The organism is Streptomyces tauricus (assembly GCF_014650955.1).
Taxonomy (GTDB): domain Bacteria; phylum Actinomycetota; class Actinomycetes; order Streptomycetales; family Streptomycetaceae; genus Streptomyces; species Streptomyces tauricus.
In genome coordinates this window covers 903,720-921,266 of record NZ_BMVY01000001.1, presented here as the reverse complement: position 1 = coordinate 921,266, position 17,547 = coordinate 903,720, and the positions used below count along the sequence as shown (strand labels likewise).

The 17,547-nt window shown below is 73.6% G+C and carries 15 protein-coding genes; 9 read left to right on the top strand and 6 right to left on the bottom strand.

All coding sequences use genetic code 11. The features are described from left to right. Positions 1-8: 8 nt before the first annotated feature. The 3 genes from IE278_RS03890 to IE278_RS03880 all read left to right on the top strand — a co-directional run bounded on the left by IE278_RS03890 (position 9) and on the right by IE278_RS03880 (position 4,231). A complete protein-coding gene (locus IE278_RS03890) occupies positions 9-2,117 on the top strand; it encodes a xanthine dehydrogenase family protein molybdopterin-binding subunit (RefSeq protein ID WP_189768657.1) in 2,109 nt (702 codons plus the stop codon). A gap of 107 nt (positions 2,118-2,224) precedes the next feature. After that, positions 2,225-3,142 carry a helix-turn-helix domain-containing protein gene (locus IE278_RS03885; RefSeq protein ID WP_189768655.1) on the top strand — a complete coding sequence of 306 codons (918 nt, stop codon included), beginning with the start codon at positions 2,225-2,227 and terminating at the stop codon, positions 3,140-3,142. 108 nt (positions 3,143-3,250) lie between these two features. Next, entirely contained in the window at positions 3,251-4,231 is a 981-nt protein-coding gene (locus IE278_RS03880) for an SMP-30/gluconolactonase/LRE family protein (RefSeq protein ID WP_189768653.1), read from the top strand. Between the two features lie 40 nt (positions 4,232-4,271). On the opposite strand, the gene IE278_RS03875 is transcribed toward IE278_RS03880, so the two are convergent. Continuing rightward, complete coding sequence (locus tag IE278_RS03875) at positions 4,272-6,053, bottom strand: PucR family transcriptional regulator (protein ID WP_373311878.1); 1,782 nt, start codon at positions 6,051-6,053, stop codon at positions 4,272-4,274. A gap of 241 nt (positions 6,054-6,294) precedes the next feature. Here IE278_RS03875 and IE278_RS03870 point away from each other — a divergent pair, with 241 nt between their 5' ends. The 3 genes from IE278_RS03870 to IE278_RS03860 all read left to right on the top strand — a co-directional run bounded on the left by IE278_RS03870 (position 6,295) and on the right by IE278_RS03860 (position 9,832). Next, positions 6,295-7,575, top strand: a complete 1,281-nt coding sequence (locus tag IE278_RS03870) for an aspartate aminotransferase family protein (RefSeq protein WP_189768650.1) — start codon at positions 6,295-6,297, stop codon at positions 7,573-7,575. 94 nt (positions 7,576-7,669) lie between these two features. After that, positions 7,670-9,109 (top strand): NAD-dependent succinate-semialdehyde dehydrogenase, encoded by a 1,440-nt coding sequence (locus IE278_RS03865; RefSeq protein ID WP_189768649.1) that lies wholly within the window; start codon positions 7,670-7,672, stop codon positions 9,107-9,109. A 225-nt stretch (positions 9,110-9,334) separates the two neighbouring features. Then, positions 9,335-9,832, top strand: a complete 498-nt coding sequence (locus IE278_RS03860) for a DUF5990 family protein (protein WP_220451669.1) — start codon at positions 9,335-9,337, stop codon at positions 9,830-9,832. Here the strand turns inward: IE278_RS03860 and IE278_RS03855 are convergent. Next, positions 9,802-11,286, bottom strand: a complete 1,485-nt coding sequence (locus IE278_RS03855; protein ID WP_189768645.1) for an FG-GAP repeat domain-containing protein — start codon at positions 11,284-11,286, stop codon at positions 9,802-9,804. The two genes, IE278_RS03860 and IE278_RS03855, sit on opposite strands and share 31 nt — an antisense overlap. Positions 11,287-11,434: 148 nt before the next feature. Here IE278_RS03855 and IE278_RS03850 point away from each other — a divergent pair, with 148 nt between their 5' ends. After that, the gene (locus tag IE278_RS03850) at positions 11,435-11,842 is read left to right on the top strand and encodes an STAS domain-containing protein (protein WP_189768643.1); all 408 of its coding nucleotides are present in this window, start codon (positions 11,435-11,437) and stop codon (positions 11,840-11,842) included. Positions 11,843-12,051: 209 nt separating this feature from the next. On the opposite strand, the gene IE278_RS03845 is transcribed toward IE278_RS03850, so the two are convergent. The 3 genes from IE278_RS03845 to IE278_RS03835 all read right to left on the bottom strand — a co-directional run bounded on the left by IE278_RS03845 (position 12,052) and on the right by IE278_RS03835 (position 14,299). Beyond that, a complete protein-coding gene (locus IE278_RS03845; protein WP_189769078.1) occupies positions 12,052-12,858 on the bottom strand; it encodes a methyltransferase domain-containing protein in 807 nt (268 codons plus the stop codon). A gap of 92 nt (positions 12,859-12,950) precedes the next feature. Further along, positions 12,951-13,568 (bottom strand): TIGR04282 family arsenosugar biosynthesis glycosyltransferase, encoded by a 618-nt coding sequence (locus IE278_RS03840; RefSeq protein WP_189768641.1) that lies wholly within the window; start codon positions 13,566-13,568, stop codon positions 12,951-12,953. Beyond that, the gene (locus tag IE278_RS03835) at positions 13,565-14,299 is read right to left on the bottom strand and encodes a glycosyltransferase family 2 protein (RefSeq protein WP_373311877.1); all 735 of its coding nucleotides are present in this window, start codon (positions 14,297-14,299) and stop codon (positions 13,565-13,567) included. Before IE278_RS03835 ends, IE278_RS03840 begins: the two co-directional genes overlap by 4 nt. Before the next feature lie 103 nt (positions 14,300-14,402). Between IE278_RS03835 and IE278_RS03830 the strand changes: the two genes are divergently transcribed. Next, entirely contained in the window at positions 14,403-15,302 is a 900-nt protein-coding gene (locus IE278_RS03830; RefSeq protein WP_246569812.1) for a response regulator transcription factor, read from the top strand. After that, positions 15,295-16,410: a sensor histidine kinase gene (locus IE278_RS03825; RefSeq protein ID WP_189768637.1), complete on the top strand. Its 1,116-nt coding sequence runs from the start codon at positions 15,295-15,297 to the stop codon at positions 16,408-16,410. Before IE278_RS03830 ends, IE278_RS03825 begins: the two co-directional genes overlap by 8 nt. Positions 16,411-16,457: 47 nt before the next feature. On the opposite strand, the gene IE278_RS03820 is transcribed toward IE278_RS03825, so the two are convergent. Beyond that, entirely contained in the window at positions 16,458-17,471 is a 1,014-nt protein-coding gene (locus IE278_RS03820; protein WP_189768635.1) for an NAD-dependent epimerase/dehydratase family protein, read from the bottom strand. Positions 17,472-17,547: the final 76 nt, after the last annotated feature.

Here is a 17,547-nt window from a genome sequence, read left to right as displayed (position 1 = left end):
GAGCAGTCATGGCCGACACCGGCACCGCGCTGGGCGCGCCCGCCGAGCGCCGGGAGGGCCGGGACAAGGTCACCGGCAGGGCTCGCTACGCCGCCGAACAGACCGACCCCGGCAGGGCCCACGCCTGGCCCGTGGTCGCCGGGATCGCCCGCGGAACGATCCGTACCGTCGACACGGGGGCCGCCCTGGCACTGCCGGGGGTCCTCGCCGTCCTCACCCACGAGAACGCGCCCCGGCTCGCCCCCGCCGACGACCCCACGCTCTCCGTCCTCCAGGACGGGCGCGTGCCGCACCACGGCTGGTTCGTCGGCCTGGTCGTCGGCGAGACCCTGGAGGCGGCCCGCGCCGGCGCCGCCGCGGTCCGTGTCGAGTACGACGTCGAGGAACACGACGTCACCCTGACCGTCGACCACCCCGAGGCCTACGCGCCCGAGGAGGCCAACGGCGGTTTCCCCGCGCGCCGCGAACAGGGCGACCCCGAGAGCGCGTTCGCGGCCGCCGAGGTCCGCGTCGACTCCCACTACCGCGTACCGCCGCTGCACAACCACCCCATGGAGCCGCACGCGGCCACCGCCCGCTGGGAGGGTGACCGGCTCGTCGTGCACGACTCCAGCCAGGGCGCCACGACCGTACGCGCCACCCTCGCGTCGCTGTTCGAGCTGTCTGAGGACGACGTCACCGTCATCTCCGAACACGTCGGCGGCGGGTTCGGATCCAAGGGCACCCCGCGCCCCCATGTGGTGCTCGCCGTGATGGCGGCACGGGAGACCGGACGTCCCGTCACCGTCGCCCTGCCCCGGCGCTTCCTGCCCGCGGTCGTCGGCCACCGGGCGCCCACCCTGCACCGGCTCCGCCTGGGCGCCACCGCGGACGGCACCCTCACCTCGTCCCTCCACGAGGTCACCACGTACACCTCCCGCATCAAGGAGTTCGTGGAGCAGGCCGCCGTACCCAGCCGGATCATGTACGCGGCGCCCCACCGGCTCAGTTCCCACCGGGTGGTGCCGCTGGACGTGCCCAGCCCGTCCTGGATGCGCGCACCCGGCGAGGCGCCGGGCATGTACGTCCTGGAGTCGGCCATGGACGAACTCGCCGTCGCGGCGGGCCTGGACCCCGTGGAACTGCGGATCACCAACGAGCCGGACACCGAACCCGACAGCGGCAAGCCGTTCAGCAGCCGCCACCTCGTCGACTGTCTGCGGGAGGGCGCGCGGCGCTTCGACTGGGCAGGACGCGATCCCCGCCCCCGGTCCCGTGCCGAGGGCCCGCTCCTCGTCGGCACGGGGGTGGCCTCCGCCACCTATCCGGTGATGGCCAGTCCCGCGCAGGCGGAGGCACACGCACGGCCCGACGGCAGCTTCGTCGTCCGCATCAACGCCACCGACATCGGCACCGGCGCCCGTACCGTCCTCGCCCAGGTCGCCGCCGACGCACTCGGCGTCCCCCTGGACCGCGTACGCGCCGAAGTCGGCAACAGCGACCTGCCCTCCGCACCCCTCGCCGGCGGCTCATCCGGTACGGCGTCCTGGGGCTGGGCCGTCCACGAGGCATGTACGCGGCTGGCCTCGACCCTGGCCGGACACACCGGGCCGCTGCCGGAGTCGGGGTTCACGGCGCACGCCGACACGGCGGGCACCGCCGACGCCGACAGCCCCTACGCCCGGCACGCCTTCGGTGCCCACTTCGCCGAGGTCACGGTCGACACGGTGACCGGGGAGGTCCGGGTACGCCGTCTCCTGGGCGTCTACGCCGCCGGGCACATCCTCAACGCCCGCACCGCCCGCTCCCAGTTCATCGGCGCCATGACCATGGGCCTGGGCATGGCCCTGACCGAGGGCAGCACGATGGACGCCGCGTCCGGCGACTTCGTGGAGTCCGACCTCGCCGCGTACCACGTCCCGGCCCACGCCGACGTGCCGGACATCGAGGCGCACTGGATCGACGAGGACGACCCCCATCTCAACCCGATGGGCAGCAAGGGCATCGGTGAGATCGGCATCGTCGGCACGGCCGCCGCCATCGGCAACGCCGTCCACCACGCCACGGGCACCCGCTTCCGCGAACTGCCCCTGACCCCGGACCGGGTGCTGGCCGGCCTGGAAGGCGGCGGGCGGTAGGCGGTCCGGGGTCAGGGGCAGGCGCCGGGGCCGGGTCTGGGGTTGGGTTCTATCCCTACCCCAGCGGGGTGAGGCGCGGCCCTGCGGCGGTCCGCATACTCGGTGACATGAACAAGCACGGGCACCTCGCCGAGTTCCTCCAGGCACGCCGGAGCCGACTGCGCCCCGAGGACGTGGGGCTGCGGACCTACGGCGAGCGGCGCCGCGTGCCGGGACTGCGCCGGGAGGAACTCGCGATGCTCGCGGGCATCAGCGCCCCCTACTACACGCGCCTGGAACAGGGCCAGTCACGCAACGCCTCCCGCGAGGTGCTCGACGCCGTGGCGAGCGCGCTGCGACTGGACGACTCCGAGCGGGCCCATCTGCACACCCTGGCCAGTACATCCAGTCGGCGCGGGCCCGGCGCACGGCCCCGTCCCGAACGTGTCCCGCCCGCGACGAGCGCCCTGCTGGCGGCCCTCGACGGCACCCCCGCCCTGGTCATCGGCCGCCGCAGTGACGTCCTGGCCTGGAACCGCCCGGGACACGGGCTCTTCGCGGGGCATCTCGACCCGGACGGCCCGGACGACCCCGGCGGCGCGGGCGGTCCGGGGCGACGGCCGAACATGGCCAGGCTGGTGTTCCTGGACGCCCACACCCGCGACCTGTACGTCGACTGGACCGCCAAGGCCAGGGCCGTCGTGGGCAATCTGCGGCTGACGGCCGGCCGGTACCCGGACGATCCCCTGCTGGCCGCACTGATCGGTGAACTGACCATGCGCAGCCGGGAGTTCGCCACTATGTGGGCCGACCACCGGGTGCTCGCCTGCGATGTCGCCGACTACGAGATGCGCCATCCGCTGGTCGGGACGGTGACCGTCACCCAGCAGACACTGCAGAGCCCGCAGGGCGACGGGCCGTCCCTGGTGGTGGCCACCGCCGAGCCCGGTTCGCCGTCCGCGGCGGCCCTGGCCCTGCTCGCCCATGCCACCGCACCGCGAAAGGCGGACCGGCCGCACCACGGCGCCGGGACCCGCACCACCTGACCCACCCTTCCCCGCTCACCGGGGCGCCCTTCGGACCGCGGCGCCGCACCTGGCTGCCGCATGCCCGAAACCACAGTACAAACCCGAAAAGAAGCCAGAAAAGGAACCATGTCGAACCGACGTATCAAGACACTCATGGCGGCCGTCGCGGTGGCCGCGGCCACCCTCGCCTCGGCCCTCCCGGCCGACGCCACGCCCACCCGACCCACCCGCGAACCCCTGACCGACGTACGGGTCGCCACCCACTTCGACCTGTCCTCGGGCCAACTGCCGGAGAACATAGCCCTGTTGCCCGACGGCACCGCGGCCGTCACCTTCGCCGCGAGCCGTCAGGTGGCCGAGGTGAGCCCGCGGGGCGCGACCCGCGTCCTGGCGACGCTGCCCGCACCCGCCGACGGCGGCGTGCACACCCCCGCCCTCGGCTTCCCGCTGGCCACCGGCATCGCCCGCACCCCGGACGGCACCCTGTACGTGCTGTACGCGACCGGCACCGCCGACCTGACAGGGCTGTGGCGGCTGCGCCCCGGACAGTCCCCGCAGCGCATCGCCGCACTGCCCGCGGACGGTCTGCCCAACGGGCTCGCCCTGGACGAACGCGGCAAGCACCTCTACATCACCGACTCGGTACTCGGCACGGTGTGGACCGTCCCCGTCACCGGCGGCACCCCCACCGCCTGGTCCACCGCACCCGAACTCGCCTCCACCGGCTTCCTCGGAGCCAACGGAGTAAAGGTGCGCGACGGCGCGCTCTGGGTGACCAACCTCGACCGGGGCACCCTCCTGCGCATCCCGATCCGCCCGGGAAACCGCGCGGGCACCCCGCAGGTCAAGGCCTCGGACCTGGCCGGAATCGACGACTTCGCCTTCACCGGACACGGCGACGACGTCCTGGCCACGCTCAACACCACCAACAGGGTCGTACTCCTCAGGCCCGACGGCTCCCGGACCACCGTCCTGGACACCGCCGACGGACTCCAGAACCCCAGCTCCGTAGCGCTGCGCGGCAAGGAGGTGTACGTGCTCAGCGCCGCCTACGCCACGGCCACCGACCCCAACCTGCTGCGCGCACGCCTGCGCGGCCACCGGTAGATCCCGGCCGTGCGGGACGGCGGAGCCGCGACCCGGTGTCTCAGGTCGCCGCTCCGCCGTCCCGCAGGACGTCGAGGGCCGTGAGCGCCACGTGCAGTCCGGTACGCCGCTCACCGGATCCGAGGTCGCAGTCGAGCAGCCGCTCGATGGTGCGCAGCCGCTGGTGGACGGTCTCCCGGGACAGCCCGCCGAGCCGGGCGGCACCGGTCTTGCTGCCCGCGGCGTCCAGATAGTGCCGCAGGGTCGTCAGGAGGTCGGTGCCGTGCCGGGCGTCGTGGTCGATGAGACGGCCGAGCTGCCGTTCGGCGTACTCCTGGACGCGGGTGTCCTCGCGCAGCGCGTACAGGAGGCGGCGCAGTCCGATGTCGGACAGCTCGTGGTACGACCTGCCCGCGGGGAGGCGCCGGCCCGGGCGGGTGGCCTCCGCGACGCGGGACGCCTCGCGGAAGGAACGGGCGGTGTGGGCCAGGTCCGTGACCTCGGAGCCGATGCTCACGACGGCACACGGGTCCACCTCCAGCGCGGTGCGGCCCAGGTGCTCGACGGTGGACCGCCAGGGCTGTGCCGGGCGCAGGGCCAGCAGGACGCCGAGACGGGCGGGCGCCAGCGTGCCGACCAGCGCGGCGGTGCCCGTCGTTCTGAGCTGCTCGGACAGACGGGGTTCCAGACCGGTGTCGTCGACCGGCGCCCGGGTGTCCATCAGGACCGCGAGGAAGACGGTGCCCTCGGTGGGCAGGCCCAGCGCGGTGAGGCGCGCGCGGGCGTCCGCGGGGGAGCGGTGGCGCTGCTCGACGAGGTCGCGCAGGGCACTTCGGTGCGCTGTGCGCTCCCAGGGCGTGGCGTGGATGAGGCGGGCGATCGTCAGGGCCATCGCCGTCCGCTCCAGGACGGTCACGTCCTGCGGCCCGAACACCGCGGCAGTGACAGCCGCGGCACCCGAGCCGCCCGAGGCATCAGGGGCGCCCGGGGCACCCGAGGTCACAGGGGCCGTGGGAGCCGTGGGAGCTGTAGGAGCCGTGAGGGTCGGTGTTCCGGACGGGGACGGCGGCAGCATCGCCACGCGCCCCCAGCGCTCGCCCTGGTACTCCACGGGCGCCACGAGCCAGCCCTCCGGACCGCCCACCTCCGGACGGTCGACGGGCGGCGTCACCCGGGAGCGCCGCTCCCAGCCGGTCAGTGCCTCGTCCACCGTGCCGCCGGACGGCTCGCAGAGCAGTGCCTGGTGCACAAGGTTCTCCAGGACGACCGTCCGGCCGCTCATCTCCGCCGCCGCGCGTACGACGTCCTCGGGTCCCGCGCCGCGCAGCGTCAGGGCGGTGAACGCCTCGTGGATGCGCTGGGTCCGGCGCACGGCGTCCGCCTGGCTGCCGAGGATGAGGGTGTGGACGACCTGGGTGACCTCCAGGAAGTTGACGTCCTTGGCCAGGGTGACGAGCGGCAGGCCACGGACGCGGCACGCCTGGATGAGCGGCGCGGGCGGGCGGTGGTAGCGCCGTACGAGTTCGATGACCAGGGCCGCGGCCCCGATGTCGGCGAGTTCGTCGACGTACCGGCGCACGCCCGCCGGGTCCTCGGGCAGCGGCATGCCGGTGGTCAGGACGAGTTCGCCGCCCTTGAGGAAGGAGGCGGGGTCGGTGAGTTCGGTGATGTGGACCCAGCGGACCGGCCGACCGAGGCGGGCCGCCCCGGCGATCACCTCCGGCTGCCCCGCCGCCAGCACCGGCAGGGCCAGGACGTCGGCGACGGTGAGCGCGCGGCCCGCGGGAGCCGCGTCCGGGCCTTCGGCCATGGACGTCCGAGGCGTTTCGGCGTACTCGCTCATGATGCGTGCCTGCCCGCCCGGACACTGTGACAAGCGCGGCCGACCTGCGTGAGAGCGGGGCGAGAGCCATCGCGCAGGTCAGGGAGGGGCGCCGGGCCTCGGTCGGTTGACACACCGTCCGAACCCCGGCGCCGCGTCGGACAGATCACGCGTTGTCGCCCGCCGTCCCGGTCGAGATGCTCGACGTGCCGGAACACCGGAGTGGACGACGTGGACGACAACGCACGGCCGGGAGACGAACATGACCTCACTGTCGCCGCACCTTCGCCAGGCCACTCCCGTGGTGGCGGTCCGGGGCGAGGGCGTCCACCTCTTCGGTGAGGACGGCCGCCGCTATCTGGACTTCACCGCGGGCATCGGGGTCACCAGCACCGGGCACTGCCACCCCAGGGTCGTCGAGGCCGCCCAGGACCAGGTGGGCAGGCTCGTCCACGGCCAGTACACGACGGTCATGCACCAGCCCCTGCGCCGGCTCGTCGGCAAACTCGGCGAGGTGCTGCCCGCCGGACTCGACAGCCTCTTCTTCGCCAACTCCGGGAGCGAGGCGGTGGAGGCCGCGCTGCGGCTGGCCCGGCAGGCCACCGGCCGCCCGAACGTGCTGGTCTGCCACGGCGGATTCCACGGCCGGACCGTGGCCGCCGCCGCCATGACGACCTCCGGCACCCGCTTCCGCTCCGGCTTCTCCCCGCTGATGAGCGGCGTGGTCGTCACCCCGTTCCCGACGGCCTACCGGTACGGCTGGGACGAGGAGACCGCCACCCGCTTCGCCCTCAAAGAGCTCGACTACACACTCCAGACGATCTCCTCGCCCGCCGACACGGCCGCCGTGATCGTCGAACCGGTGCTCGGCGAAGGCGGATACGTGCCCGCGACCCGCGCCTTCATGGAAGGGCTGCGCGAACGCGCCGACCGGCACGGCTTCCTGCTGATCCTGGACGAGGTGCAGACGGGAGTGGGCCGCACCGGCCGGTTCTGGGGACACGACCACTTCGGTGTCACCCCCGACATCCTGATCACCGCCAAGGGACTGGCCAGCGGATTCCCGCTGTCCGGTATCGCCGCCCCCGAGGAACTGATGGCCAGGGCATGGCCCGGCTCGCAGGGCGGCACCTACGGCGCCAACGCGGTGGCCTGCGCCGCGGCCTGCGCCACCCTCGACGTCGTACGCGACGAGAAGCTGGTCGAGAACGCGGAGGCGATGGGGGCACGGCTGCGCCAGGGCCTGGAGGCGGTGGCCGACCGGACGCCGGCCATCGGGGACGTACGCGGCCTCGGGCTGATGCTGGGCAGCGAGTTCGTCGACGCGGACGGCGGCCCCGACCCCGAGACCGCCGCCCGCGTCCAGCGGGCCGCCGTCGACGAGGGCCTGCTCCTGCTGCTGTGCGGCGCCTGGAACCAGGTCGTCCGCATGATCCCGGCGCTGGTGATCGACGAGACGGCGGTGGACGCGGGTCTGCGGGCGTGGGCGTCGGCGGTGGAGGCCGGTACGGCACCGGCACCGGCACCGGCCTCGGACCGATGACGGACCCGACCCCCGCTGCCGCCGACCCCCGACCGCCGACCGCCGACCGATCCGGTATCGATCCAGTGGTGACACCCGACTCAGGAGCGACGCGATGACCGACACACCGACCCGGTTGTTCATCGGGGGTGCCTGGGTGGATGCCGCGGACGGCGCCACCATGCCCGTCGACGACCCCGCGACCGGGGAGATCCTCTGCCATGTCGCCGACGGAGGACTCAAGGAGGCCAGGCTCGCGGAGGAGGCCGCCATACAGGCCCAGGAGGCGTGGGCCCGTACCGCACCCCGGGCCCGCAGCGAGATCCTGCGCCGCGCACACGAGCTGGTCCTCGAACGGACCGACGAGCTCGCGCAGGTGATGACGTCCGAGATGGGCAAGCCGCTCGCCGAGGCCAGGGGAGAGGTGGTGTACGCCGCCGAGTTCTTCCGCTGGTTCTCCGAGGAGGCCGTACGCGTCGACGGCGGCTACGGCACGCTGCCCGACGGCCGGCACCGCATGCTGCTCTCGCGCCGCCCGGTCGGCCCCTGTCTGCTGATCACCCCGTGGAACTTCCCGCTGGCCATGGGCGCACGCAAGATCGGCCCGGCGATCGCGGCCGGCTGCACGATGGTGCTCAAACCGGCTCCGCAGACACCGCTGTCCAGCCTCGCGCTGGCCGCGATCCTCAAGGAGGCCGGGCTGCCGGACGGCGTCCTGAACGTCGTCACCACCTCGCGCGCCAGCGAGGTCTGCGAGCCGCTGCTGCGCGGCGGGCGCATCCGCAAACTGTCCTTCACCGGCTCCACGCAGGTCGGGCGGCTGCTGCTGGCGCAGTGCGCGGACGCCGTCGTGCGCACCTCGATGGAGCTGGGCGGCAACGCGCCCTTCATCGTCTTCGGCGACGCCGACCTGGAGAAGGCCGTGGACGGCGCGATGACCGCCAAGATGCGCAACATGGGGGAGGCGTGCACGGCCGCCAACCGCTTCTTCGCGCACCGGTCGGTGGCGGAGGAGTTCGGGCAGCGGCTGTCCCGGCGGATGGGGGCGCTCGTGGTCGGCCCCGGTACCCGGGCCGGAGTCGACGTGGGCCCGCTGATCGACGCCGAGGGGCGCGCCAAGGTGGCGGACCTCGTCGCCGACGCGGTGGAACGCGGCGCCCGGGTGCTCGTCGGCGGCCGTACGCCCGCGGGCCCGGGGTGCTTCTACCCGCCGACCGTGCTCGCCGACGTCGACCCCGGCAGCCGTCTGATGGACACGGAGATCTTCGGTCCGGTGGCCGCGATCCTCACCTTCGACGACGAGGACGAGGTGGTCCGCCGTGCCAACGACACCCCGTGGGGGCTGGTCGGCTACGTCTTCACCGAGGCCCTGGACCGCGCCCTCCGGGTCGGCGAACGTCTCGAGGTCGGCATGGTGGGCCTCAACACCGGCCTCGTCTCGAACCCGGCGGCCCCCTTCGGCGGCGTCAAACAGTCCGGCCTGGGCCGAGAGGGCGGCCGAGTGGGCATGGACGAGTTCCTGGACTACCAGTACGTGGCGATCCCGAGGACGTGAAGAGAGCGCCCCGAAGGGGGACGCCCCTTCCAACAGGCGCCCACCCTGGGGCGCCCCAAAGGGGCGCGGGGAACGGCGCGCCCAGCCACAACGCACCCGCACCTCCCCACCCCCCAACACCGACCCCCCCAACACCCCCACCCCCCCCCGCGGCAGCGGACCCGCGGGCCCGGCGGCACAGGCCCGGGGGCCACATCCGCCGTCCACGGCGGCATGATGACCCCCATGCGCATCCGTATCGACGCCGTCGACCTCCCCGGCCGCACCCACCCCGTCCCCACCAGCCGCAACGGCCCGTCGGAGCCCCGCGACCTCTACGTCGCCGTACAACGCCGTGACCGGCCGGGCGAACTGCTCGACCCCCACCCGGGGGACGCGCCGTCGGCGACCTGGACCCTGGAGTGCACGGCGACGGCGACGCCGACCGGCACCGACGTGAAGGGCCCCTACGTGCAGGACCGTCTGGGCCGCCGCTTCGTCTACCTGTCCTGGGGCACGGTCGACGAGGAGGGCGTCTTCTCGATGTTCCGGCGCGCCAAGCTCATGCTCGACATGGTCCCCGCGGACGTACTCGCGGAGGCCGCACGCGAGGGCGTACTGGTCGCACGCCTGGGCCTGACAGACCCCCAGGGCGGCCCCCTGTGCGCACGGGTCGTACCCCCGCACGTCACCTGGACCGCCGAACGCGACACCTACGCGCCCGTCGTCGCGAAGGACGCCTGATCGCGGGACGAGGTGCCCTCGGTGATCCACCAGTGCGTGGGGTGCAGGCCGTAGAGACCGAACAACGCGCCGGACGACCAGTTGAGGATCAGCTCGTCCTTGCCGTCGCCGTCGAAGTCGGCGGCACCGGCCGGCCGGGCGTGGCGCCACTTCGCGGCCGTCTTCCTGCCGTCGGCCTTCGCGGGCCCCTGACGCAGCACGGGGATGCGCCGGTCACCGTCGATGAGCGTGGCCCCCTCGTACGTGGCGACCAGAACGCCGTCGCGGCCGTCGCCGTCGGGATCGGCCGCCGCGAAACCACCGGGCCCGTAATAGGTGCTCAGCTTCTTCGGCACCTCGGGCAGTTGCCGGGTGACGGGGGCCGCGCCGCTGCCGGGGTAGACCGCGAGAGATCCGGCCACGTCGGGCGCCTCGGTCTCGAAACCCGGTTCGTTGTTGCGGCCGCCGTCGTCCCCGATGGCCACGTCACGCTGTCCGTCGCCGTCGAAGTCACCGAACGCGTGGGCGTTGCCCCGGCGCAACTGCTTGCCGCTCCCGGCGAGGAGAGCGCCCCGGCGGGCCGTGTAGAGGGTGTTCCCCGACTGCTCGCCGTCGCTCAGACCGTGCAGCAGCAGGGAGGTCGCGCGCGGCTCGCCGGACGGGTCGATGTCGTCCGCGACGAGATCGCCCTCCGTCCACGGCAGACCGGTGTCGGTGCGCGCGGGCACACCGGCGCGGGTGAAGGGCCCGTACAGCAGCACCAGGGACGAGTGGTCGGCGGCGAGCGCCGCGAGGTCGTGGTGGCCGTCCCCGTCGAAGTCGCCGCGGACGACCGACTCCACGCCCAGTGCGGTCGCGCTGCGCGGCAGCCGCACCTCGGTCGCCCTCGTGGCACCACCGGCCTTCGTCCCGGGCCCGTCGGGACCGCCCCAGGTCACGTACGGGGCGGTGCGCGTGGCGGATATCCGTCCGTCGTCCACGGTCTCGCCCGGGACGGACGTGACGAGGTCCGGGAAGCCGTCACCGTCCAGATCGGCGGTGACCACCGACTCCGCGCCGACGCTGTCGGCGCCCATCTGACTCTCCGGGGACTCGGGCAGCCCCAGGTCACGGCGTCCGTGGACCGTACGGGTCGAGGGATCGAGCCCGTTGGCCGATCCGTAGACCACGCCGACCCGTTGGTCGCGGTGGGGATCGTTCGGGTCGTCGCCGACGGAGATCGGCACGACGAGGTCGCGGAAGCCGTCCCCGTTGATGTCGTCGGGGTCCTCCGACCCCTTCCCGGCCGACGGCCGCCGGCTCTCCGTGGGCACGCCGGGCACTCCGGAAGCCGAGACCGAGGCCGCGTCCTCGGAAGGCGACGGTTCCCGGCTCGTGGCGCCGCTGCCGCTGCCACCGCCGCATCCGGTGAGCGGGGCGAGCACGACACCGACGGCGCAGACAGCGAGTGCGGGCAGGACGGAGCGAGGCTTCATGCGCGTCAGCCTCACACGTCCCGGTGCGCCGACTCCACCGCGTGCAGAGAGTTTCGCTTCGTCCCGTTGCCCGCCCGAATGCGGGGCACACGCACGCGTACGGGTGTCGTGCCACAGGGCACTCGTGGCTCCGGAACCGGGAGGTGTGATGTCAACGCAGACCCACCGCCTGACCATCACCCAGATAACCGACTGCGAGCACTGCGCGGTCCTGCGGATCAGCGGCGAGCTCGACCAGAGCTGTGAGGAGTACTTCCTGGGCACCCTCGCCACCATCGTCGACGCGGGGCGACGGCACCTGGTGCTCGATGTGACAGCTCTCGTCTTCTGCGATTCACGGGGGCTGAACTGCCTGCTCGCGATCAGATGGCTGCTGAAACGCCTGGAGGGCAAGCTCATCCTGGCCGGAGCGGGCCGCAGACTCTCGGAGCTGCTCGTACTGACGGGCAGTACGGAGCTGTTGCCCGTCCGCCGCGCGGTAGGGGTGGCCCTGCTGGAACTCCCCGAGGCCCATCGCCCCGTCTGGCCTCCCCCACCGGATCCCGACGAGACGTGACGAGACAGGTGTGGCGAGAAGTACGACGAGCGGGGCGGGGTCGTCCGCAAGGTCGGCGGACGCGAAAACGCCGGGCCCGCCACTACGGGGGGAAGTGACGGGACCGGCTGAGGTACAACCTGCCATACCCGCGCGTGAAAATGCGGCTCTTCGAGCGGCGGGCGAGCAAAAGAATGGTGATGGTGTCCCCACGACGGGCACGAAGGCCTTCACCAACCGGTCAGCCGGTACCGGATGGCAACCGGGCCACCGGCGGACGGCTTCCTCGGCCGTGGGCTGCTCAGCACGGCCGTCCTCTCCGGGGCGGCGCTCCGGTCGCGGCTGCGCAGGGCGACGAAGGAGCGTCCGCCGGTCGTCCACTGATCGACGGCGGTCCAGCCCGCGCGCGTCGCGTACCGGACCAGGGCGCGTGTCCCGATCCGGGCCCAGGGGAACGGCGTACACGGCGCCGCGAGAGTGCCGTGCGTGTCCGTGAGGTGCACACGGACGCGCTCGTCGACGTCCACCGGCACGGTTTCGGCGATCAGCAGCCCGGCCGGGACCAGGAGGTCGGCCAGTCTGACGAGGAGGGCGCGCGGATCACCGCCGATGCCGACATTGCCGTCGACCAGCAACGCGGTGTCCCACCGGCCCTCGGCGGGGAGCGGCTCGAAGACGGACCGGCACAGGGCGGGGCCGCCGAGCCGCGCGGTCCGGCTGACGGCCGCCGCGCTGACGTCGATGCCGAGGACCCGCCGTCCCTGCCCGGCAAGTTCCGCGACGAGCCGGCCCGGGCCGCAGCCGATGTCGAGCACGGCACCCTCGCAGCGGCCCAGGATCTCCAGGTCCACCGCGTCGGCGCGGGCGCACCAGCGTTCCACTTCGAGCGGCAGCAACCACCCGTCGGCCCGGCGCAGGAAGAGAGGGCCGCGACCGGTGCGCAACGCGCGGGTGTACGGGTCGGCGTCGTCCCACGCGGGCCGGGCCGACGGCGGAACGGGCTCACCGACGCCGAATTCGCCCTCGGGCCGGTCCATGGGCCGGTCCGAAGACTGGTCCAGGGGTCGGCTGTTCGGACCGGTCACACGCCACTTCACAAGCCGCCTCACAGGTCGTCGTACAGGTAGGTTCATCGGCCCGCGACCGCCGTGAGTCCGGCGAGACGGGCGGCGAAGCGGCCCTGGGGCGCGAGCGCGGCGACCGCCTCGGCATCGGCCGCCGTGTCGACGTCCCGCAGCGGTGGCAGATCGCGTACGCGCAGCCCGGCGGCGAGGAGCCGGCCCCGCTGCACGGCCCCGGTGGTGGGCGTCGACATCGGCACCCCGCGCAGCAGCCGCGGGTCGGGTTCGGCGAGCCCCAGTGCCCAGAAACCGCCGTCCTCGGCCGGCCCGAAGACGGCGTCGCAGTCCGCGAGGTCCACGGTCAGCAGGGCCGGTGTCACCTGGGGCGTGTCCATTCCGATGAGCAAGGCCGGGCCGTCGCAGCCGGCGAAGGCCGCGGCCAGCCGCTCGTCGAGACCTCCGGCGCACTGCGGCACGACGTCGAAGCCGGGCGGCAGCCACGGGCCCGGCGCCCCTTCCAGGACGAGGACCCGGCGGGTGGCAGGTGTGGCTGCCACGGCGCTCAGGGTGTCGGCTAGCGCCGCCTCGGCGAGGGCTGCGGCCTCGGCCGGGGTGAACGGCGGAGTGAGCCGGGTCTTGACCTGCCCCGGTCGTGGCTCCTTCGCGATGACGAGCAGCGTGGTCATCGGGGGATGCCTCCTTGAGGAGTCGGGGCTACGGCTGAGGTGGGGGATGCGGGTTCGGCCAGTACCCGGCTCATGTCACGGACGGCCTGCCAGGTGCCGAGCCAGGTCCCGGTCACCTTGGAGGAGCCCGTACGGGGCAGGTAGGGCACGTCGTGCTCGGCGATCCGCCAGCCCGCGTCGGCGGCGCGGACGACCATCTGCAGCGGATAGCCGCTGCGCCGGTCGGTGAGCCCGAGGGCCAGCAGGGGTGCGCGGCGGGCGGCGCGCAGCGGACCGAGGTCGTGCAGCCGGAGCCCGGTGCGGCGGCGCAGCAGCCGGGCGAGCGCGAAATTTCCGGCCCTGGCGTGGGCGGGCCAGGCGGACCGGCCTTTCGGGCGGCGTCGCCCCAGCACCAAGTCGGCGTCTCCTTCCCGCACTTGACGTACGAAGGGGATGAGGAGCGACGGATCGAGTGAGGCGTCGCAGTCGCAGAAGCAGACGATGTCGGCGGTGGCGGCGGCGAGCCCCGCGTGGCAGGCGGCCCCGAAGCCGCGGCGCGGCTCGTGGACGACGCTCGCGCCGAGAGCGCGGGCCACATCGGCCGAGCCGTCGGTGGAGCCGTTGTCCACGACGAGAGCCCGCCAGCCGGGCGGGATCCGGGCGAGGACCCAGGGCAGGGCCTCGGCCTCGTTCAGGCACGGGAGGACCACGTCGACACGGGGGGAGGGAGGAGGGGTTGTCACGTCCTTCACCCTACGAACGCGAAATGCGCATTTCGGGCATCGGATCCTTACGAAACAGGGACGTCGAGGTCCGGGGGCGGCATGGCGGACAGCGCGGTGCGAGGCTGGGCACATGCACCAGCCGCACGAACCGACCCCGGCTTCTCGCACCACCCCGCGGGCCGCCACCTCACAGACCGCCACGCCTCAGGCCGCCACCTCTCAGGCGGCAACCTCTGAGGCCGCCGCACACGCGGCCCCGCAGGCCGCGCCTCATGCCGATGCCGACCCGCACGCGGCATCCCGTTCCGCCGGCGGCGCCCGGATCCTGGTGGTCGACGACGACCCCACCGTCGCCGAGGTCGTCTCCGGATACCTCGGCCGCGCCGGATACCGCGTCGACCGGGCCGGTGACGGCCCCGACGCCCTCGCGCGCGCCGCCGCGCGGTGGCCCGACCTCGTGGTCCTGGACCTGATGCTGCCCGGCATGGACGGCCTGGAGGTGTGCCGACGGCTGCGCGACCGCGGACCGGTGCCCGTCATCATGCTCACCGCCCGGGGCGACGAGGACGACCGCATCATGGGCCTCGAAGTGGGCGCGGACGACTACGTCACCAAACCGTTCAGCCCGCGCGAACTGGTGCTGCGGGTCGAGTCGGTGCTGCGCCGCACCCGGCCCGCCGTCGCCGCGCGGCCAATGGGTGCGGCCGGGCTGACCGTCGATCCCGCCGCGCGCCGCGCCACCAAACAGGGCACGGAACTCGCCCTCACCCTGCGGGAGTTCGACCTGCTGTCCTTCCTGCTGCGCCATCCGGGCCGCGCGTTCGCCCGGGAGGATCTGATGCGCGAGGTGTGGGGGTGGGACTTCGGGGACCTGTCGACCGTGACCGTCCACGTCCGGCGGCTGCGCGGCAAGGTCGAGGACGATCCCGCGCGGCCCCGGCTGATCCAGACCGTATGGGGCGTCGGCTACCGCTTCGACCCCACGGGCGACGCCCCCGACGCCGACCGGACAGGAGCCGATCATGGGTGACATGCTGCTGATCGCCCTGTACGCCTTCGCGGGCGCCGCTGCCGCGGGGCTGGCCGGAGCGGGTGCGCTGCGGCTGATCCGACGCCGTTCGCTCACCGTGTCCCTCGCCGTGGTGGCCGCCGTGGCGGTGACCGCGATGCTCGCCGGAACGCTGGCCGTGGCGCAGGCGATGTTCCTGTCCGCGCACGATCTGAGCGTGGTCACCACGGTCGTCGCGATGGCGGCCGTCGTCTCCATGGTCACCGCGCTGCTGCTCGGCCGGTGGGTCGTCGCCCGCAGCCGCGAACTGGTCGTGGCCGCCCGTTCGTTCGGCGACGGCGGTGACTTCACCGCGCCCGGCGCCCCGGCGACCGCCGAACTGGCCGCGGTCAGCCGTGAGTTGGCGGCGACCAGCGCCAGACTCGCCGAGTCCCGGATGCGTGAGCGCGCCCTGGAGTCCTCCCGCCGTGAACTCGTCGCCTGGATCTCCCACGACCTGCGCACCCCGCTCGCCGGGCTGCGCGCGATGTCGGAGGCGCTGGAGGACGGCGTGGCCGACGACCCCCAGCGCTATCTGCGCCAGATCCGTACCGAGGTCGACCATCTCAACGACATGGTCGGCGACCTCTTCGAACTGTCCCGCATCCACGCCGGGACACTCGCGCTGTCCCTGTCCCGTATGTCGCTGTACGACCTGGTCAGTGACGCCCTCGCCGGAGCGGACCCGCTCGCCCGCCGGCACGGCGTACGGCTGGTGGGCGACCTCGTCGAGCCGGTGCCGGTCGAGGTGGACGGCAAGGAGATGAGCCGGGTCCTCGGCAACCTCCTGGTCAACGCGATCCGGCGCACCCCGGCCGACGGCACGGTCGCGGTGGCCGCCTCCCGCTCGGCCGACGGTGTCGTCCTGTCCGTCAGCGACGGCTGCGGCGGCATCCCCGAACAGGACCTCCCGCGCGTCTTCGACACGGGCTGGCGAGGCTCCGACGCCCGCACGCCCCCGGCCGGAGCCGGCCTCGGACTCGCCATCGTCCAGGGCATCGTCGAGGCCCACCAGGGCCGCGCCACCGTCCGCAACATCTCCGGCGGCTGCCGCTTCGAGGTGACTCTGCCCGCGGCGGCCGGAGGGTGAGAGCGGACTTCGACCCGCCCGGCCCACCGGCCACTTGAACGGCCGGCTCACTCACCACGCAGACGCGCCACCGCGAACTCCCGCATCCCCTTCGCGAATCCGACCTCGGGCCGCCAGCCCAGTTCGGCCCGCAGCCGGGACGAGTCCGCGGTGATGTGCCGTACGTCCCCCAGCCGGAACTCGCCGGTCACCACCGGATCGGGCCCGCCGTACGCGGCGGCCAGCGCCCGCGCCATCCCGCCGACCGTCTGCGGCTCCCCGCTCCCGACGTTGTACGCCGTCAACGCGCCGCCTGCCGTATCCCCTTCCACTTCCGCTTCCAGCGCCGTCACATTGGCCGCCGCCACATCCCGTACGTGGACGAAGTCCCGTCGCTGACCGCCGTCCTCGAAGACACGGGGGGCCTCGCCGCGCGCCAGCGCGGAACGGAAGAAGGACGCCACACCCGCGTACGGGGTGTCACGCGGCATCCCGGGCCCGTAGACGTTGTGGTACCGCAGCGAGACCGCCGTACCGTCCGTCGACCGCGCCCACGCGGCGGCCAGGTGCTCCTGCGCGAGCTTGGTCGTCGCGTAGACGTTGCGGGGGTCGGCGGGGGCGTCCTCGCCGACGAGACCGGGCACCAGGTCCGCGTCGCAGGACGGGCACCGCGGCTCGAACCGCCCCGCCGTCAGATCGGCGGCCGACCGCGGGCCGGGGCGTACCCGGCCGTGCCGCGCACAGGAGTACCGGCCCTCCCCGTACACGACCATCGACCCGGCCAGGACGAGCCGCCGCACCCCGGCCCCGGCCATCGCCGCCAGGAGCACGGCGGTACCGAGGTCGTTGTGCGACACGTACTCGGCCGCGTCGGCGACCCCCTTGCCCAGGCCGACCATCGCCGCCTGGTGACAGACCGCGTCGACCCCGGCGAGCGCCGACGACACCGCGCCGCGGTCGCGGACGTCACCGGCCGCCTCGCCTCGTACGTCGAACACCACGGGGTCGTGCCCGCCCGCCCGCAGCGCCTCGACGACATGGGACCCGATGAACCCGGCACCGCCGGTGACCAGTACACGCATGCGCCGAACCCTAGGTCCGCGCCCATGCCCTGGAGCAGGGGTACGCGCACCACGTCACCGGTCCGTAAGACCGACG